The 17,089-nt window shown below is 70.9% G+C and carries 13 protein-coding genes and 1 pseudogene; 5 read left to right on the forward strand and 9 right to left on the reverse strand.

Annotated elements, in window-relative coordinates:
- Positions 1-910, forward strand: a pseudogene (locus HV826_RS00005) (hypothetical protein); the annotation flags it as partial.
- 52 nt (positions 911-962) lie between these two features.
- Here the strand turns inward: HV826_RS00005 and HV826_RS00010 are convergent.
- The 6 genes from HV826_RS00010 to HV826_RS00035 form a co-directional block, all read right to left on the reverse strand.
- The gene (locus HV826_RS00010; protein ID WP_163785807.1) at positions 963-2,096 is read right to left on the reverse strand and encodes a hypothetical protein; all 1,134 of its coding nucleotides are present in this window, start codon (positions 2,094-2,096) and stop codon (positions 963-965) included.
- Positions 2,093-2,863, reverse strand: coding sequence for a type III pantothenate kinase (locus HV826_RS00015; RefSeq protein WP_176414950.1), 771 nt, complete (start codon positions 2,861-2,863; stop codon positions 2,093-2,095). The genes HV826_RS00010 and HV826_RS00015 overlap by 4 nt, the downstream gene beginning before the upstream one ends.
- A gap of 13 nt (positions 2,864-2,876) precedes the next feature.
- Positions 2,877-3,881, reverse strand: a complete 1,005-nt coding sequence (locus HV826_RS00020; RefSeq protein ID WP_176414951.1) for a biotin--[acetyl-CoA-carboxylase] ligase — start codon at positions 3,879-3,881, stop codon at positions 2,877-2,879.
- A gap of 30 nt (positions 3,882-3,911) precedes the next feature.
- A complete protein-coding gene (locus HV826_RS00025) occupies positions 3,912-4,547 on the reverse strand; it encodes a hypothetical protein (protein WP_176414952.1) in 636 nt (211 codons plus the stop codon).
- Entirely contained in the window at positions 4,525-5,442 is a 918-nt protein-coding gene (locus HV826_RS00030; protein ID WP_176414953.1) for a HEAT repeat domain-containing protein, read from the reverse strand. Before HV826_RS00030 ends, HV826_RS00025 begins: the two co-directional genes overlap by 23 nt.
- A 66-nt stretch (positions 5,443-5,508) precedes the next feature.
- Positions 5,509-8,235, reverse strand: a complete 2,727-nt coding sequence (locus tag HV826_RS00035; RefSeq protein WP_176414954.1) for an HTH domain-containing protein — start codon at positions 8,233-8,235, stop codon at positions 5,509-5,511.
- 98 nt (positions 8,236-8,333) lie between these two features.
- Here HV826_RS00035 and HV826_RS00040 point away from each other — a divergent pair, with 98 nt between their 5' ends.
- Entirely contained in the window at positions 8,334-10,532 is a 2,199-nt protein-coding gene (locus tag HV826_RS00040) for a PQQ-binding-like beta-propeller repeat protein (protein ID WP_176414955.1), read from the forward strand.
- 13 nt (positions 10,533-10,545) lie between these two features.
- Here HV826_RS00040 and HV826_RS00045 read toward each other — a convergent pair whose 3' ends face one another.
- Entirely contained in the window at positions 10,546-11,460 is a 915-nt protein-coding gene (locus tag HV826_RS00045; RefSeq protein WP_176414956.1) for a hypothetical protein, read from the reverse strand.
- 51 nt (positions 11,461-11,511) lie between these two features.
- Here HV826_RS00045 and HV826_RS00050 point away from each other — a divergent pair, with 51 nt between their 5' ends.
- Positions 11,512-12,543: an alpha/beta fold hydrolase gene (locus tag HV826_RS00050; protein WP_176414957.1), complete on the forward strand. Its 1,032-nt coding sequence runs from the start codon at positions 11,512-11,514 to the stop codon at positions 12,541-12,543.
- Here the strand turns inward: HV826_RS00050 and udk are convergent, their stop codons facing one another.
- Together udk and HV826_RS00060 are read right to left on the reverse strand one after the other, a co-directional pair.
- A complete protein-coding gene (gene udk / locus HV826_RS00055) occupies positions 12,544-13,179 on the reverse strand; it encodes a uridine kinase (protein ID WP_176414958.1) in 636 nt (211 codons plus the stop codon).
- Between the two features lie 68 nt (positions 13,180-13,247).
- Complete coding sequence (locus HV826_RS00060; protein ID WP_217916969.1) at positions 13,248-14,900, reverse strand: DUF692 family multinuclear iron-containing protein; 1,653 nt, start codon at positions 14,898-14,900, stop codon at positions 13,248-13,250.
- 116 nt (positions 14,901-15,016) lie between these two features.
- On the opposite strand from HV826_RS00060, the gene HV826_RS00065 reads away from it, so the two are divergent.
- Positions 15,017-15,832 carry a GNAT family N-acetyltransferase gene (locus HV826_RS00065; RefSeq protein ID WP_176414960.1) on the forward strand — a complete coding sequence of 272 codons (816 nt, stop codon included), beginning with the start codon at positions 15,017-15,019 and terminating at the stop codon, positions 15,830-15,832.
- Positions 15,833-16,061: 229 nt separating this feature from the next.
- Positions 16,062-16,895, forward strand: coding sequence for a hypothetical protein (locus HV826_RS00070; protein WP_255216971.1), 834 nt, complete (start codon positions 16,062-16,064; stop codon positions 16,893-16,895).
- Positions 16,896-17,089: the final 194 nt, after the last annotated feature.

Below are 17,089 nucleotides of genomic sequence, written 5' to 3' on the forward strand. Positions count from 1 at the left end.
GCCCATCGCGGCCTCCCGCCCCGCTCCGCCGCCCGTCGCGATGGCGCCGGCCGCCGACGCCGCGGAGCTGCGCAGCCTGCGCACGAGGGTGGCGGAGCTCCAGGCCGAGCTCGACGACTCGCGCGGCATGGCGTCCCACGCCGAGGAGCGCGTGCGAGACCTGGAGGCGCAGGTGGAGAGCCACGCCACGGAGCTGGAGACGGCCCGGGCGTCGTCGGGGAAGAACGACAAGGACACCTTCGCCCTCCGCGACGCGGCCAACAAGAAGGACAAGGAGATCCTCCGCCTCAAGACGGAGCTGAATCAGAAGGACCAGGAGATCATCGAGCTCAAGGACCAGAGCCTGGAGCTGGAGCAGAAGGCCAGCACCGCCGAGTCCGAGCTCGCCCAGCGCGACGCCCAGCTCAAGACGCTGAGCGCCCGGGCGGAGTCGCTCGCCACGGACCGCAAGCGCGTGGACCAGCAGCTGGCCGCCGCCAAGGACGAGGCCCGGAGCGCGTCCGCGCAGCTCACCGCGCTGCAGACGGAGCTGGACCAGCACCAGGCCCAGGCGCATGCCTACGCCGCGGAGCTGGAGGACCTGCGCGCTCGCGCGGGACAGCTGGAGGCGGACGTCCAGGCCGCGCAGCAGGAGGCCGAGGACCTGCGCGTCCAGTTGGGCCAGGCCCAGGTGGAGCTGTCCGAGCAGAGCAGCCGCGCCAGCGCGGAGGCCGAAGCGCTGCGCGGCCGCATCTCCGAGTTGGAGGCCGCCACGGCCCGCAGCGAGGAGCGCGTGACGCGCCTCTACGCGCGCATCAAGAGCGAGGAGAAGCTGCGCGAGAAGACGAAGAAGGCGCTCGTCATCGCCCAGCAGCTCCTGGAAGAGCCCGCCTCCTCGGTGGCGGACGACGCCAGCGAAGCGGCGGCCTGAGTCGCACGGGCCGCGCTCCCCGGGCCACCCGCGCCCGGGGCACCGCCCGCCCCTACCCCTGCTTCTTCGGGGCCGTCTTCTTCTCGTGCAGCTTCTTCGCGAAGCCCTGCACGGCCGCGGGCACGTTCTTGTCGCGGCTGAGGTCCTTCAGCTCGGCGTCGCGGAACGCGTTGAGGAACTTCATGGTGACGGTGAGCGGGACCTTGGGGTTCTTCACCAGCGCCATCTTCACCTTGTGGTTCTTCGTCCACTCGCGGTTGCTGTAGATGACGCGCAGCACGTCATCCATCATCGCGCGGTTGGTGGCGCAGGAGAGCACCTCGCCGTCGGTGATGCGCGGGCTGCGGATGACGGCCACCGCCACCAGCTTGTTCGTCTCGCGGATGAGCGCGGTGCGGGCTTCCTTGTTACCCAGCGTGGCCAGCTTGATCTTCTCCGCGATGGACATGCGCATGATGCGCTGGGCCAACGTGAGGCGCTTGCCCTCCTCCATGGGCGCGGCGGCTTCGTCCGCGGCCTCCTGGAACTCTTGAAGCACCTCCTCCGCGGTGGGGCCCTGCGGCGGCGGCGCCTCCGCGGCTTCGGGGCCGAAGACGCGCACCCGCGCGTCCTTCATCTGCGGCACGTCCATCAGCGTCAGCCCGCTGCGCACCGCGAAGTCGCAGACGCTGTCGATGAGCGACACCGGCGCGCTCGCGTTGGCGCAGAGGTTGCGGAGGATGTCCTCGTGGCGCAGCAGCCGGAGCTGATTCTGTCCGATGATCTCCGCCAGCTTCGGGTCGCAGTCCTTCGCCACGTCCGCCACCGCGTCATCCGGCGTGCTGGCGTTGAGGACCAGCATCTCCGCGTAGGCCGCGTTGCCCTTCACGAGCCCCAGGAGGTACCCGAGCACCTGCGGCTGCACCTCTTCGTCGCGCAGCGCGGAGCCCAGAATCCTGTCCGGCAGCCCCGCGGCCGTCTTCGCCGCCGTCTCGCGCACGCCCGGGTCCGGATCGAACGTGAGCATGTAGAGCGCGCCCACCATGTCGGACGGGCTGAGCGGGACGAGCGACTTCGCCGCCATCATCCGCAGCGGCACCGGCGCCGCGGGGTCCACGTGTTTGCGCAGGTTGGGCGGCAGGAACTCCGCATCGAAGGGGCAGCCCGGGGGCGGCGTCGGGACGGCGTTGGGAGCGGCAGGGGTCATGACGCGTGATTCCTTCCGTAGATGATGCGCAGGCCCTCCAGCGTGAGGAGCTCATCCACCTGGTGGATGACCTTCGACTCGCTGGCCACCAGCGACGCGAGCCCTCCGGTGGCGACGACCTTCACCGGAAAGCCCAGTTCGGCCTGCATGCGGGCGCAGATGCCGTCCACCATGCCCACGTAGCCGTAGACGAGCCCGGCCTGCATGGAGTGCACGGTGTTGCGCCCGATGACATGCGGCGGACGCGCGAACTCCACGCGCGGCAGCTTGGAGGCGTTCTGGAACAGCGCCTCCATGGAGATGTTGATGCCGGGGCAGATGCAGCCCCCCAGGTACTCCCCCTTCGGCGACACCGCGTCGAACGTCGTCGCGGTGCCGAAGTCCACCACCACCACGCCGGCGTGGTGCTTCTCGTAGGCGGACACCGCGTTGACGATGCGGTCCGCGCCCACCTCCCGAGGGTTGTCGTAGAGGATGGGCATGCCCGTCTTCACGCCGGGCCCGACGAACATGGGGCGGACGCGGAAGTACCGCTCGCTCATCTTCTCCAGGTTGGACTGGAGCGGCGGCACCACGCTGGAGACGGCGACGGCGGTCACCTTCGCCGGGTCGATGCCGCGATGGGTGAAGAGCTGGCGAACCAGGATGCCGTACTCATCCGAGGTGCGGCGCGTGCTGGTCTCCACGCGCCAGTGGTCGATCAGGCGCCGGCCCTCGAACACGCCGAGCGCGGTGGTGGTGTTGCCGACGTCGATGGCCAGGAGCATCACACCGCGCATTCTACCGCCGTGGGCGAAGCTGCTCCACGTCGCCCGCCAACACGCGCTCGAGCGAGCCCTCCGCCGTCCGGACCAGCAGGGCCCCGGACGGGTCGATGTCCTCGGCCCGCCCCCGCAGCTCCTGCCGGTCGGTGCGCACCCGCACGTCCTGCCCCAGCGTGGAGGACAGCGCCTTCCAGCGGGCACGCACCGCGTCGAAGCCCGTGTCCATGTAGAGGTCCAGCCACTCCTCCAGCCGCGTCCAGAGGGCCGCGGCGAAGCGGGCCCGTTGCACCGGCTGCCCCAGGGCCAGCGACAACGACGTGGCGGTGGCCCGCAGCTCCTCCGGGAAGTGCTCGGCCTGGGAGTTGAGGTTGACCCCCACGCCCACGATGACGAAGTGCACGCGCTCGGGCTCGGCGGACAGCTCGGTGAGGATGCCCGCGACCTTGAGGCCGTCGATGTGGACGTCGTTGGGCCACTTGATGGCGGCCTCCACGCCCGCGTCGCGCAGCGACTCCGCCAGCGCCACGGCCGCCACCAGCGTCAGCTCCGGCGCGCGCTGGGGCGGCAGGTCCGGACGGAGGACGGCGGAGAAGTAGAGGTTGAGGCCCGGCGGCGACACCCAGGTGCGGCCCCGGCGCCCCTTGCCCGCGGTCTGCTGCTCGGCCACCACCACCTCACCGTGCTCGGCGCCGTCCTGGGCCAGACGGAAGGCCTTCTCATTGGTGGAAGGCAGCGATTCGTGGTGGTGGATGGTGCGGCCCAGGTCGTGGGTGTCCAGGAGCGGGCCCACCTCGAGCGAGGTGAGCCGGTCCGGAACCGACACCAGCCGGTAGCCTCGCGCGGACACCGCCTCGATGCGGTAGCCCTTCGCGCGCAGGGCCTCCACGTGCTTCCACACCGCCGTGCGCGACAGCCCCAGCTTGCTGGAGAGCGCCTCACCGGAGGTGTAGTCGCTCCCGCTTTCCGACAGGAAGCTCAGGATGAGCGCTTCCTGGGACTGCTCGTTCGCATTGGCGGCCACAGCGGCACCTCGTGGAGATTCTCCCACCTATCAGCCCGAAGGCGGCGCCGCGCCGTCCCGGAGCTGCCAGGCCGTCAGCTCCAGGGAGGTCTGCGGCATCAACTGGCCGTTGGTCTCCACGGCCATTTCGATGCGGACCATGCCCACGCCGGGCGCGAACGTCATCGTGTTCACCAGCGTGGCCTTGGCGTCCACCCGGTTGCGGCCCTCCACCTGGACACAGCGCGGGAAGGTGCCCGCGGGCGTCTCACAGGGGTCCCCCGCCTGGACGATGTGGTAGCGCTCCGTGGAGGACACGGACACCACGTTCGTCCACGAGTGCCCGGTCCGCACCGGACCGCGCAGCAGGTAGCGCTTGGGATCTCTCAAGCCGTAGCCGTCCAACGAGAGCTGACCGCCCTGGCTGTCGTGGAAGACGCCGGCCTCTTCCTTGAGGATCTCCACGGTGACGCGTTTGTCGTCGCGGCCGTTGATTCGATAGGTCCAGCTATTGCCCACCGCGAGCGGGTAGTACACGGACACGTCGTCGGTGCTGGCGCTCGCGCCCGCCGCCGCGTCGACGTTCTTGGAACAGCCCGTGCCCAGCACCAGGGCCGCCAGCACCGCGGCCCCGCCCATGCCGAATGAACGCTTCATGTCGATGTCAGTCCGCGCGGCTGGGGCCACGCGCCTCCGCAGATGAGTGCTTACGTGATGCGTAGAGCGTGTCCAGCGCCTGTTGCGCGGCGGCCTGGACGGTGGGCGCATCGTGCCCCTGCGCCATCGTGTAGAGGTAGGCCTCCGCCTCCGGGCCACCGATTTCGCCCACCGCGAAGACAATCTCCTGCACGAAGCCCAGGTCACGGCCACGCGCCAGGTCGATGAGCACGGGCACCGCGACCCGCGCCTTCATCTCCACGAGCGAGCCCATCGTCCTGCGCACCGTCTCGGCGTCGGTCGCTTCCTTGAGGCGGTCGATGAGCAGCGGCGCGGCGGCCGGGTGCTGCCGCTCCGCCAGCGTGCGGAGGCTGAACTCCCGCACTCGCGAGTCCGTGGCCTTCAGGTCCAGCACCAGCTCCTCGTCGGTTCGGTCCAGCGCCGTCAACTGCATGACGGTGGACTCGGTCACCTGGCGCAGCACGTTGGCCAGTGCCGTGCGCATGGCCTCCTGCCGTCCCGCGGGCGAGTCCTCCTCGACGGGCGCCTCACCCAGCCCGACCAGCTCGTAGCGCTGGGGCAGACGCCCACCGAAGCGCTCCAGGATCAGGTTGGCGCCCACCTCGGCGAAGCTGCGCGGGTCACCGTCCTTCAGCACTTCGCGGGTGAAGGGCACGTCCAGCGTCAGGCGCCAGGGCCGCTCCTCGCGAGGCGCCTCCGCGCCCTTCTGTTCGAAACGGCCGGAGTCTTTCAGGGCGGCGGTGAAGAGCGTGGCCACGCCCTCGGGAGCAAGTCCCAGCAGGGCGTTGTCCCGCAGGGTGGCCCCGGAGATTTCCACCGGCGCCACCGGGTAGCGCGGCGCCTGCCATCGGCAGGCGCCGAGCAGCAGGACGACGCAGGAGGCGAGCAACAGGACCGGCTTCATCGCTCCCCAGGGTAACACCTGGAGAGCGGTGGCGCCGACCAATCCCTCACCCCCTGGCGTGCCGCGTCAGCTATCGCGCTCCCCGGCCGGTCCCTTGGGGGGCACGGACGCGTCCGCGGACGGATCACCCTCGGTGGGAGAGGGAGCAGGCTCGCTGGCCTTTGCGCCATCTTCGGATCCAGAAGACGCCTCCGTCGCGGCGCCGGGGGCCACTTCGCCCGACGAGCCGTCCGGCACGCCCGCCTGCGTCAGCCCTGCCGCCGGAGCAGCCGATGACGTCCCCTCGGAAGGAGCAGTCACGGACGCATCCGCCTGTGTGGCGACGCCCACCGACGCGGACACCGCATCGCTGGAGGCCGGCGCGGAAGTGCCCCCGCTGTCCGCCGAGGAAAGCGCTTCACTCGACACGACACCTGGGACAGCAGCCGAGCCCGCTCCACTGTCAGCGCTCGCATTGGAGACGGAAGGTGCCTCGCCGACACTGCTGACGTCAGGAGACGCGCCTCCCGTGGCACCAGACGCACCGCTCCCGGCAGTCGACACACCGGCGTTGCCAGCGGCACCGACAGCAGTCGTCACTCCAGCGACGCCCCCGGCGGCCGTATCTCCACCAGTGCCCGCAGCCGAGACACCGGCCTCGCCAGCGACGCCAACAGCGTCCGGAGCGGAGGCATCCGCCTCGCCAGCGACACCAGCACCCGAGGTAGAGACACCTGCCTCACCCGTAGCACCAACGGCACCCGCAGCCGAGACACCGGCCTCGCCAGCACCCGCGGAGGAGACACCCGCCTCACCGGTTGCCCCCGTGGCCCCCACAGAGGAGACACCCGCCTCACCCGTGGCACCAACAGGACCTGCGGTGGAAACACCCGCGGCCCCTGCAGCCGAGGCTCCGGCCTCGCCAGCGGCTCCGGCCTCGCCAGCGGCTCCGGCCTCGCCAGCGGCTCCGGCCTCGCCAACGGCACCCGCAGCTCCAGCCTCACCAGCGGCACCCGCCTCACCAGCGGCACCCGCAGCCGAAGCACCCGCCTCACCCGCTTCGCCAGCGGCCCCGGCCTCACCCGCGCGGCTGCCACGGCCGCGACGGCCCCGGCGACGACGGCGGCGGCGCTTGCGGTCACCCTGCGCCCCTTCGGCGCCGGCATCCGCTGCAGCCCCATCGGGACGCGCACCACCCACGAAAGCGCTGGCTGCCTCGAGGTCGTCATCCTCCCCGTCCTCGTCGTCGTCCTCCTCATCGTCCTCGCGGCCCTGCAGGACCGGCGCGGCCGGCACGGGAGCGGCTTCTCGCGCATCCCCGGCGGGAGCAGCCGAAGTCTCCTCGGTGGACGCCGCCGCGGTGGCCTCGGCTTCACGCGCCTCACGGGCCTCGCGCTTCTCACGCTCACGGCGGCGCTTCTCACGCGGGCGCTCGCGCTCGCGCTCCGGCGCGGCAGCGGCCTCGGTGGGCTCCTCCCCTTCCCGGGCCTGCTTCTCGCGCTGACGCTCCTCGCGGCGCTTCTGGGCCTCCTCGGCATCCAGCTTCGCGGCCTCGAAGAACGTCTCGTCGACCTCGTACAGCGCGACCTGCGTGACGGAGACGGCCGTCTCCGCTTCCAGGAACTTCTCGCCCAGCGCGTCACCGCACCAGAGCATCACCAACGAACCATTGGCCTGCGCCTCGGTGCGCGCATCACCGCGCACGTCACCCGCGCTCACCAGCAGGCCCACCTGCGCCGAATAGTGGCCCAAGTCACGCCGCAGCTCCTGCACCGACTTGCGGTCGATGCCAGGCGTGCCCTTCAGCATGCGCACCGCGTAGCGCAGCTCCACGCTGCCCTCGCGCTTGCGCGCGGTGAGCAAGGGCCCTTCCTTGGACCGCTTGGCCACCTTCAGCTCGCGGAAGCCCAGGCCGTGCATCATCTTCACGACGGACTTCTCGAACGTGCCGACGTCCAGCTCGCCCAGGCGCTTGCGCAGCCCACGCGCCACGGAGCGGCGCGCGTCCTTGAGCGTGGCGCGCAGCGTGGCCACCAGCGCGGCATCCTCCGGGGCCTCGCCCGCGGCAGCCGGCTTGCCCAGCACCGGACGGCCCGCCTCCAGCGGGATGCCCAGCGCCTGCGCGAACGCGGCCTGGAGCTCCAGCGGCGGGGCCTCGCTCGGGGCGCCAGCGCGCTCCAGCGACACCTCTCCAGAGTCCTTGCTGAAGGCGTACTGCGGCCGGCGGCCCGCGTCGATGCGACGCTGGTTGTCCTCCAGCAGCGCGGTGAGCACCGCCTCCACCGTGGTGTCCTCGGCGCACAGCTCCTTGGCCCGGGCACGCTCGATGATCTGCTCGGTGCGCAGCCCGATGTCCGACTCGCTGAGAATCTCGAACACCACCTCGGGCAGCGGCGGGAAGCGCTTGCGACGACCGCCACGCTCCTCGTCCTCGTCGCGGCGGCGCTTGCGGTCGCTGCCACGGCCCGCGACCCGCACGTTGTCCGTGCGCGGCTCCGGGTGACGCTCCGCCGGACGCAGCGGCGGCAGGTCTTCTTCAGGGTGCGGCTCCACCACGCCGGTTTGAGCCAGTGCCTCGACGTCCTCGGGAATCGACCAGTCGACCAGCGCGAAGGTGTCCTTCGCCGTCACAAGCACCTTGCGATCCCGCGTGCGGCGCGCCATGGCTGCGAGGCGCGACAGCATCGTCACCTCAGGCGTCTTGCCCACGTGGGAAAGCAGGCTCTGCTGGATGGACTTCTCGGTAATTTCAAGGAAGTGGAGGGGACGACCTTCGCTCTCCAGGATGCGGAGCGCGGCCTCGTAGAATGTCATCGAGTATTCCCCAGGAATTCCGAACGGTTACAAAAATGTAGGTCCGTATAGGCGGCGGATGCTAGCCATCGCTAAACTGGCTTGTCAACGAACGCAACATGACCCGCATACGCATCGGACAGCGCTGGAAACGCGAACCCGCAGCTTCCCCGCTCGATTCCATCGCACTGGAATTGGACGGGGTGGACCTCCTGTCCGGGGCCGTGGAGGAGTCTCTAGCAGAAGTCGTCCCCTCGCTGGTGCGCTCAGTTGCGGCGCTCGCGGGTGGGCGGCAGAAACTGGCCCAGGTCTCCCTGCCCGAGGCCCACCTGGAGCTGGTGCTCCGCCGCATGGGGCCGGAGGTGGAGCTGCTGGTGGCCAACCTCTCCCGCCCTGCCCGGCTGATGCGCCCGCCCGTCCGGGTGGAGCTGGAGGAGCTGGTGGAGGCGGTCCGTGAGGCCGGTGAGCGGTTCCTCACCGACGTCACCCGGGCCGGGCCCAAGGGGCTCGCCACCACCGTCGGGCAGGCCCTCAAGGAGCCGCTGAGGGGCCTGAACCGCCCCGCCCGTCCTCCCGACGAGGCGCCGGCCCGGCCCGCCACCCGGCGCGTGGAGCCCACGGAAGTCCCGGGCTTCGGCTTCGAGCTCCGGGACGCCGGCGTCCCCACGGGCCGCGGCGCCGCGCGGGGGACGGGCGGACTGCTGGCGCCCCTGCTGGCGTCGGGCGAGGTCTGGCTGTCGCTGCCCGGAAAACCCGAGGCCTGGCGCGTCCCCGGCCCGCCGTTCCTGACGGCGCTGGAGCTGTCGCGACAGGCGGTGGAGCTGGCGCGCGCGGTGGAGCTGGGCGAAAACCGCTTCGAGCTGGCCCCCGCGGGCGCGAAGCCCTCGCTGCTGGTCGACCTGAAGACGGGCCAGGCGAAGGCAGGGCGCACCGGGGCGCCCTTCCCGCTCGCGGGCAACGTGGCCGCCGCCGCCCTTTTCCACCTGGGCGAGTCCCTGGCCGCGGCCTTCGCTGAAGCGGACCGAGCGCTGGTGGCCAACCCGTACCGGATGGAGCTCGCGGAGCGCTGCCGCGAGGGCCTCTCGCACCTGCGGGGCCCCGTGCAGCCCCCCGAGGCCCAGGGCGCGGCCCGCGAGAAGAAGGCCCGGGCCACGGGCCAGGGCACCTCACGTCCGTTGAAGGTCCCCGGCCGGTTGCGCCGCCTGCGCTTCGAGAAGCTGTGGGAGAAGCGCGGACTTCCGGACGCGGAGGAGTCGCGGCTGCTGCTCGGCCGGCACGGGCCGGTGTACTGCGCGCCGCAGCTGGCCTCCGCGTTCTCCCGAAAGGACGGAGCGCTGCTGTGGAAGCGCGCCGCGGCGCTGGGCGTGGCCGCGTCGGCGGATGGCCACGCGGTGGCGGCGGACATCGCGCGCGTCTACGGCTTCACGGGCCGGGGCGGCGGCGCGCGCTGGCTGCATGACCACGACGGAATCCCCCTGGGCCCACTGCTGCTGCGCGAGGACGGCCTGCTGCTCACCCTGTCCGAGGACCGCACCGTCGTGGCCTTCGCGGAGGCCACGGGCCGCGAGGTCTGGCGCCTGGCGCCGCCGCGCACCCAGCGCAGCTGGCTGGCCACCCAAGGACACCGCGCGCTGGTGGGCACGGACTCGGGCTACCTCTATGGGCTCGACCTGGAGGATGGTCAGGTCCGCTACCGCATGCGCGCGCCCATGCCGTTCCACGGCCCCCCGGTGGCCTGGGGCCGGCGCTTCCTGGCCATGCTGGGCCGCGGCTCGCACTGGGCCGTGTTGCTCGCGGACGCGCACACCGGCGAATCCGTGTGGACGTACGAGCCGAACCTGTCCCACCTGTCCGCGCCCCTGCCCATGGGCTCACGGGTGTTCATCGCCGGCGAGCGCGAGCGCGAAGGCATGCTGCTCTGCCTGGACGCGAAGGGCCGGCGCCTCTGGGAGCGCCCGCTGAACCTGGGGCCTGGCCCCTATGCGCTGGCCTCCCTCCCCCGCGCGGTGGTGGTGACGAGCGCCTCGGGCGCCGCCGCACGGGTGGCCGCTTCCGGTACGGTGGACTGGCGCGTGGGCGCCGCGGGCGAGCCCCTCATCAGCGCGCTCCCCGCGCATACCGCGCGCGACGTCACGCTGGTGCCAGGGGAGCGCGTCCGCGCGGTGGACCCCCGCGGCGGGCAGGTGCTCGCGGAGGTCCAGGCCGGCGTGGGGCTCGTCGCGCTCCAGGCCGACGTGCGCCTCAACCTCTACTTCCTGGACGACGCCGGCACGCTGTCCGCGTACCGGCTCGGCTCTCACTTCACGGTGGTGGAGTAACCCCCGCGAAGGCCTAGTTCGCCGAGGCCTTCGACGGGTCGATCTCCTCCTCGGGGCGCTCTTCCTGGGTGGCGCCCTCCCACGACTCGCCGGCGCCGAGCTTCCAGTCAGACGGCACGTCCAGCTTCCACACGTAGCTGGACGTCGCGGTGCCACCCGAAGCCGCGCTGGAGGACAGGTTGATGGTCATCTCCATCTTCGCCACCTCGTTCGGCAGCAGGTCCAGGTCGTAGTGCCCCAGCACCATCTGCGGGGGGAACGACGGGACGAAGCGCTCCGGGTGGTCAATCTTCATGGACGGGTCGGCGCCGCGCATCTCGCCCAGCAGCTTCCCCTTCGCGTCGGTGAGCTTCCACACCGTGTCGAACGTGGCGCTGGTCATCATCTTCAGCACCTTGCCGTCGTCCTTGAGCACGCGCTGCGCGCCCCACACCGCCAACTGCAGGCGGATCTGCGGCTTGCCCAGCACCATCACCACGTCGGAGGAGATGATGTCCAGGCGCATGCCCTTGTCCGTGGCCGTCCACACCGGGCGGTAGCGGCCCTCGCGCAGGCTGTCGAACGTCTTTCGCGTGTACTCGTAGAAGGCCTTGCGGTCGTTGGCGCGGTCATCCTTCGCGCCACGCTCCTCGCGCGCCTCCAGCTCCAGCAGGTAGTCGTCGAACTTCGTGTTCCCCTTGAAGCGCGTCAGGTGCGCGTCCACCTGCTCGAAGTAGTTCTTGAAGAAGGGCTTCAACTCATCGCGGTAGCTGGCCTCGTCCGGGTTGGCGCGCATCCAGCCCACCCGTTCGAGGTACTCCGCGTGAATCCGTTGCTGATCCGCATCCCGCTGGGCCTCCAGCGCGCGACTGCTCGCGCTGCGATAGCTCATGACGGCGGCCAGCAGCACACCCGCGACGATGACGATGACTCCGAAGTAGCGCTTCACGCGGCAGTCTCCTGTGCCTTTGTCCTGGCAGTGATATGAAAAATCCCCAACGTGATCCAGGCCACCGGGACCCACCTGTTCACCACGCCCCTTCCCTTGGAGGAAGGAGAGCTGCTGGGCAATCCCCAGGTGGCCTGGGCGGCCTACGGAGAACCATCAGACGGCAAAGCGGTGGTGTTGCTGCACGACCTGGCGCACTCGCACCTCGCGTTGGGCCCGCTGGAGGACTCGGCGTACCAGCCCTCCGGCTGGGGACGCGCCCTGGTGGGGACGAACCTCGCGTTGGACCCCGCCGTCACCCCCGTCTTCTCCCCTGGGTTGCTCGGCAGCCCTTTCGGCAGCACGTCGTCCGCGACGGTGAATCCCGCGTCGGGTGAGCGCTGGGGGCTCGAATTGCCGCCGCTCACCGTGCAGGACATGGCGCGCGCCGTGTCGGCCACGCTGCGCGCGCGCGGGCTGACGCAGGTGCGCGCGCTGGTGGGGGTGGGCCTGGGCGCCCACGTGGCGCTGCGGCTGGCGTCGCTGTTCCCGGACCTGGCCGAGGGCGTGGTGGCCATCGGCGCGGCGCGCGCGCTGCCCGAAGGCGTGCGCGAGAAGCTGGGCCTGTCCTGGCAGGTGCTGCGCGCGGACCCCGACTACCGGGACGGCCTCTACGCGCTGGATGCGCCGCCGCGCAAGACGATGCGCAAGCTGCGCCTGGACTTCCAGAAGCTGCTCCGCGGGCGTGAGTTCCTGGCCTCCGCGTACCCGGCCCCCGAAGCGGCCCACGCCGCGCAGGAGGCGGAAGCGGACGCGTTCGCGGACGCCTTCGACGCGGTGTCCTGGGCGTCGCTGTGCTCGGCGTACGCGGGCAGCGACGTGTCGGACGGCTTCTCGCGAATCCGCGCGCGGGTGCTCCTGGTGACGGGGACGTCGGATGTCATGGCCCCGGTGAACCGGGTGCGTGACACCTACCACCTGCTGAGCGCCGCGGGCGTGAGCGCCCGCTTCCTCGAGCTGCCGGGGCCCGGGGACCACGCGGCGCTGCTCCAGGACGCGGAGCGGCTCCATGGCCCGCTGAGTGACTTCCTGCGGCGGTGCTGACTAGTCCCGCCTCACGGCGCCGGAGAGCTTGCCGCGGAGCGCGCCCACCAGCATGCCGATGGCGATCTCGTTGTTGCCGCCATGCGGGATGATGATGTCCGCGAAGTGCTTGGACGGCTCCACGAAGCCCATGTGCATGGGCCGCACGTGGCGCAGGTACTGGCTCACCACGTGGTCGAAGTCGCGGCCGCGGTCCTTGATGTCGCGGGTGAGGCGCCGGAGGATGCGGAGGTCGTCGTCCGCGTCGACGTAGATCTTCACGTCCATCTCATCCCGGACCTCCTTCATGTGGAGGACGAGGATGCCCTCGATGAGGATGATGTCGCCGGGGTCGACGTTCTTCGTCTGCGGCTGACGCGACGAGGTGACGAAGTCGTAGACGGGCTTCTGGATGGGCTGCCCGGACTTCAGCGCTCGCAGGTGCTGAACCAGCAGCTCCCGGTCGAAGGCATCCGGGTGGTCGAAGTTCACCTCACGCCTGTCCGCCAGCGGAAGGTCCTTCAAGTCCCGGTAATACGAATCCTGATCGATGAAGGCCACGCGGCAATCAGTCAATGCCTCGCGTACCTTGCGGGCAACGGTGGTCTTGCCGGACGCGGTGCCGCCCGCGATTCCGACGACGAGGGGGGACGCCATGGCGGCGCGAACTATCTTACCGGGACGGCCAGCGCAAGGGTTCGGTCCAATCCTGGACATTTCTCCCGCTAGCCCCTGCGAATCAGCCCACGCCCCCTCGCCTCCTCCAGCAACCCAGGCGTCACCTCCGCCTCGGCCATGGGCCGGACAGCGAGCATTCTCAGGAATTTGCCCAAGGCCGGGGGCACCGACATCACCTCCGGCGCCCCTGCCCTGCGCCGTGCGACGAAGGACCAGGGCCCCGGGCCGGGCCGGCGCGCCACCTGGTTCAGCGAATCCAGGCCGGACAGCTCCAGCGTGCCACACGCCCATGCCCGGGCCGTGAGATGCCGCCGCACGGCTCGGGCGGAGTGGACCAGCTCGGACAGGTCCACGGGAAGCGACCCGGCCCGCACATCCTCCATCAACCCCACCTGTCCCGGCGCGGGCGCGGGCACCCGCCGCGTGAACAGCGACGGCAGCAGCAGCTCCAGCGCCAGCGCCGCCGACGCCCCCTCATCCGGTGACTCGCGCAGGCGCCGCATGGCCCAGGACGCGAAGGACTGCCCGGGCGTGCGCGCCACGGAGTCGAAGAGCCTCCGGTACTCCTTCGAGCCGGTGAAGGCCGCCAGCCCCTCCCGCGTGCCCGCGAGCAACAACCGGGTGAGCGGCCACTCGCGATCCAGGACCTCCGCGACCACGGCCAGTCGGAAGTCCTGGTCCGCCAGCGTGCCCGCTTCGTCCTCCACGGAGGCCGCGGGCGCCGCCGCGTACCCCGCGTCGAACAAGGCCCAGGGCTGGCTGTCCTCCGTGAGCGGCGGCACGGCCGCGACGGTCGGCGGAACGCGCCACGTCAGCGGCGGACGCGCTCCCGCGGGCACCCATTGGCGCAGGCGGAGCAAGGACCTCCGGGCGACCTCGGGCGGGTGGCCGTCGCCCTCGAAGGTGACGGCGCGCAGGGACGGGCAGCGCGGAATCAACGAGGCCAGCAGGTCGAAGAGCTCCTCGCGCACCGGCTGCGTGTGGTCATCCACGTAGAAGCCGCGCGGCCCCCGGTGCGTCACCACGCCCCCGGCGATGTGCAGCTCGATGACCTGGTCGAGCGGAAAGCCGTCCAGCCCCGTCTCCAGTGGCAGGCCGGCGGAGAGCTGATGGCTGAGCAGGTGCCCCAGGTCCAGCAGCAGCGGCGCCCCGGTGCGCGCGTGCAGCTTCGCCATGAAGTCCAGCACATGCCACTGCCCGCGCCGCGCGAGCACCGCGGGGTTCTCCAGCGCGAGCGGCCTGGACAGGTGCCGCTGGACATGGAGCGCGTGGGACACGCACGCCTCCAGGCCCGCTTCGTTGAAGGGCGGCGTGAAGTAGAGGTAGCCCGGGAAGGGCTGCCCGTCCACGTGCCACCAGCCGACGTCGTTGCCCACCCAGGGGCTCTCCACGGCGCGCGCGTGGGCGTCCAAATCCAGCAAGGCCTGGCCGGGCTCCAGCGCGGGCCCCCAGAGGTTGAGGTGGACGGGATGGAAGAGCACCGGGACGTCCTGGCGCCGGCGCCACATCTCCGGGAACAGCGAGGCGTGCGCCTTCGACTCCTCCAGGGAGAGCGGCGCGCTGTACTCCACGTAGTCGAAGAGGCCCGGTGACTCGTCCAGCAAGCGGTAGGGCTGCGGCACGTCCGCCACGCTCAGGTTGCTGCTCAGCCCCAGGCCCCGCCAGGGCAGTGTCCACGTCTCGGGAACCGCATGCGTCATCCTCTCAACGTAGACGCGCCCCGCGCCCACCGCCACCCACGACCGCCGGGCAGTGGCGCGCTGACCGCATCCGGGCTCGGGTATGCTCGCCGATTCCCCTCACCCCAGGAGGCACGATGCCCACCCCCTCTCGCGTCGAGATAGATGAATCCAACGCGCAGTACCGTGGAGCCTGGAGGCTGTTCGCCCTGGGCAGCAAGTCGGGTGAAGTGGTGGAGCGCCCCGACGTCTACATCACCGCCTGCCACGTGGCCTGGTCGATGATGAACGCCGCCTTCCTGCGCGCGCCCGTCGAAACGGAACAAGCGCTCGCGGCCGCGGCGGCCTCGGCGGCGCGCTACTTCTCCGCCGGTCGACATGGCTGGTGCTTCGTCATCTGCGACGACTGGCTGGCACCCTCCGTGCGCGACAACGCGCCCTCCATCCTGGCCTGGTACGGGCTCAAGTCGGAGATGAACGTCACCGGCATGGTGGCGGACCGGCTGGCGCCCCCCATCCACCCACAGCCTCCATTCAACGTCCGCCCCGTCACGGAGGCCTGGGGCCGGCAGGCCGTGGCCGACATCAACGCCAACGCCTACGACGTCCCCCGCCACTTCGGCCGTGAAGCGTTCGACGAGGACACGCTCTACACCCCGGACTGCCAGGGCTTCGTGGCGTGCCGCGACGAAGAGGCCGCGGCCAGCACGGTGGTGCTGCGCGTGGACTCCGCCGCCTACGTCGCCCTGGTCGCGACCCATCCGCGACACCGCCGGCAAGGCGCCGCCGAGGCCGTGATGCGACATGCGCTGGCGAAGGCCCATCAGGACTGGGGCACCGAGCGCACCGTCCTCCACGCCACCAGCGCGGGCGAGCCCGTCTACACCCGCATGGGCTACCGGCCGGTGACGCGCTTCCGCATGTACCTGGCGCCGCCACCGGGCCACGGCTGAGCCAAACGCGGGGGCTCGGCCCAGGGGAGTAAAAACAGACTCATGTCACTTCGAGAGAGTGACTGGCTTTTTCTACCGAGCTTGAAAGCCAGCCGCTCCGCCTCATTGAAGAATGCCGCCCTCGCATGAACCGCGGTCCAGATTCTTCGATGGCGTGGAGGTTATGGCAGACTGATCCGTGGGGGGCTTGCCGCACGTCTTGTATCGCCCAGCCACAGGGAGTCCGCACATGGCCAAGTGGGATGATCTCGTCCTGGCGATTGCACCGCACGCGGGCGGCAGGCTTCAGGCTCCCGCCGCGGCCTCTCTGCTGGAGACCCTCCTCGGCCTTCACGAAACCCAGCTCACCCTCCTTCGCGGGTTGCATCGCGACGTCCGGCCGCTGATGGACGGTCCCTTCCATGCCGGGCGGCTCCACCTGGAGGCCGCGCGCGCCCCCCAGGCCACCCGCGATGAACAGCTGGAGCGGCTGAAGTCCGCGCGGAGCTGCTTCACGGAGGCCATGGGCACCGAACGCGACAGGGCGCGGCTGTCGTTCACCGCCCTGCACCTGGGCCTCTGCTGGCTGCTGCTGGGCGCGGAGCGGGACGCGCGCGAGTGGACGCGGATGGCCCACCGCACGGCGGTGGAGGCCATGAAGGACATCCTGGTGGAGGCCTCGAAGCACCAGGGCCTCACCCAGAACCGGTACCTGGATCCAGCGCTCACCTTCTTCATGTTCTTCACCAGCGCGGCCACGCTGGGCGCGGGCTACCTCTTCTGGGACCGGGTGCTCAGCAAGCGCACGGGCACGGTGATGCGGCGCGCGCTGGGGCAGATGCAGGCGCTGGCGGACTACGTGGACATGCTGGGCGAGGTGCGCCTCCACCTGGGCGAGTTCCCTCATGACGTCGCCCGGTACGAGCTGACCCACGGCGTGGACGAACAGCAGTCCGTCGCCCGCATCACCATCCGAAAGCTCATCAACGACCGGGAGGCCATCTACTTCAACGGCCGGGAGACCCGGAAGGTCACCTGGAACGACCAGGAGCGCTCCGAGGTCATCACCCGCGAGCTGCTCTGACGCCAGGCGCTGTCACAGTCCCGTCAAACCCTGTTTTCAGGATTGCCGCGAGCGGAACGTCAGACCGCCCCGCCATAGTAGCGGCACTTCCTTGATGGGGGCGAAGGTGACGGCGCAGACGATGCTCGTGTTCATTCCAGTGATTCTCCTACTCGCCGCGGCCATTGTGATTCCGCGGCCCCGCCGGCGCTCAC

The organism is Myxococcus sp. AM010, assembly GCF_013372585.1.
GTDB lineage: Bacteria > Myxococcota > Myxococcia > Myxococcales > Myxococcaceae > Myxococcus > Myxococcus vastator.

Bases quoted from the DNA above. Each gene is read 5' to 3' on its own strand.
- HV826_RS00010 (WP_163785807.1), bottom strand. From the start codon at position 2,096: ATGACCCCTGCCGCTCCCAACGCCGTCCCGACGCCGCCCCCGGGCTGC.
- HV826_RS00015 (WP_176414950.1), bottom strand. From the start codon at position 2,863: ATGCTCCTGGCCATCGACGTCGGCAACACCACCACCGCGCTCGGCGTG.
- HV826_RS00030 (WP_176414953.1), bottom strand. From the start codon at position 5,442: ATGAAGCCGGTCCTGTTGCTCGCCTCCTGCGTCGTCCTGCTGCTCGGC.
- HV826_RS00035 (WP_176414954.1), bottom strand. From the start codon at position 8,235: ATGACATTCTACGAGGCCGCGCTCCGCATCCTGGAGAGCGAAGGTCGT.
- HV826_RS00040 (WP_176414955.1), top strand. From the start codon at position 8,334: ATGACCCGCATACGCATCGGACAGCGCTGGAAACGCGAACCCGCAGCT.
- udk (WP_176414958.1), bottom strand. From the start codon at position 13,179: ATGGCGTCCCCCCTCGTCGTCGGAATCGCGGGCGGCACCGCGTCCGGC.
- HV826_RS00060 (WP_217916969.1), bottom strand. From the start codon at position 14,900: ATGACGCATGCGGTTCCCGAGACGTGGACACTGCCCTGGCGGGGCCTG.
- HV826_RS00065 (WP_176414960.1), top strand. From the start codon at position 15,017: ATGCCCACCCCCTCTCGCGTCGAGATAGATGAATCCAACGCGCAGTAC.
- HV826_RS00070 (WP_255216971.1), top strand. From the start codon at position 16,062: ATGGCCAAGTGGGATGATCTCGTCCTGGCGATTGCACCGCACGCGGGC.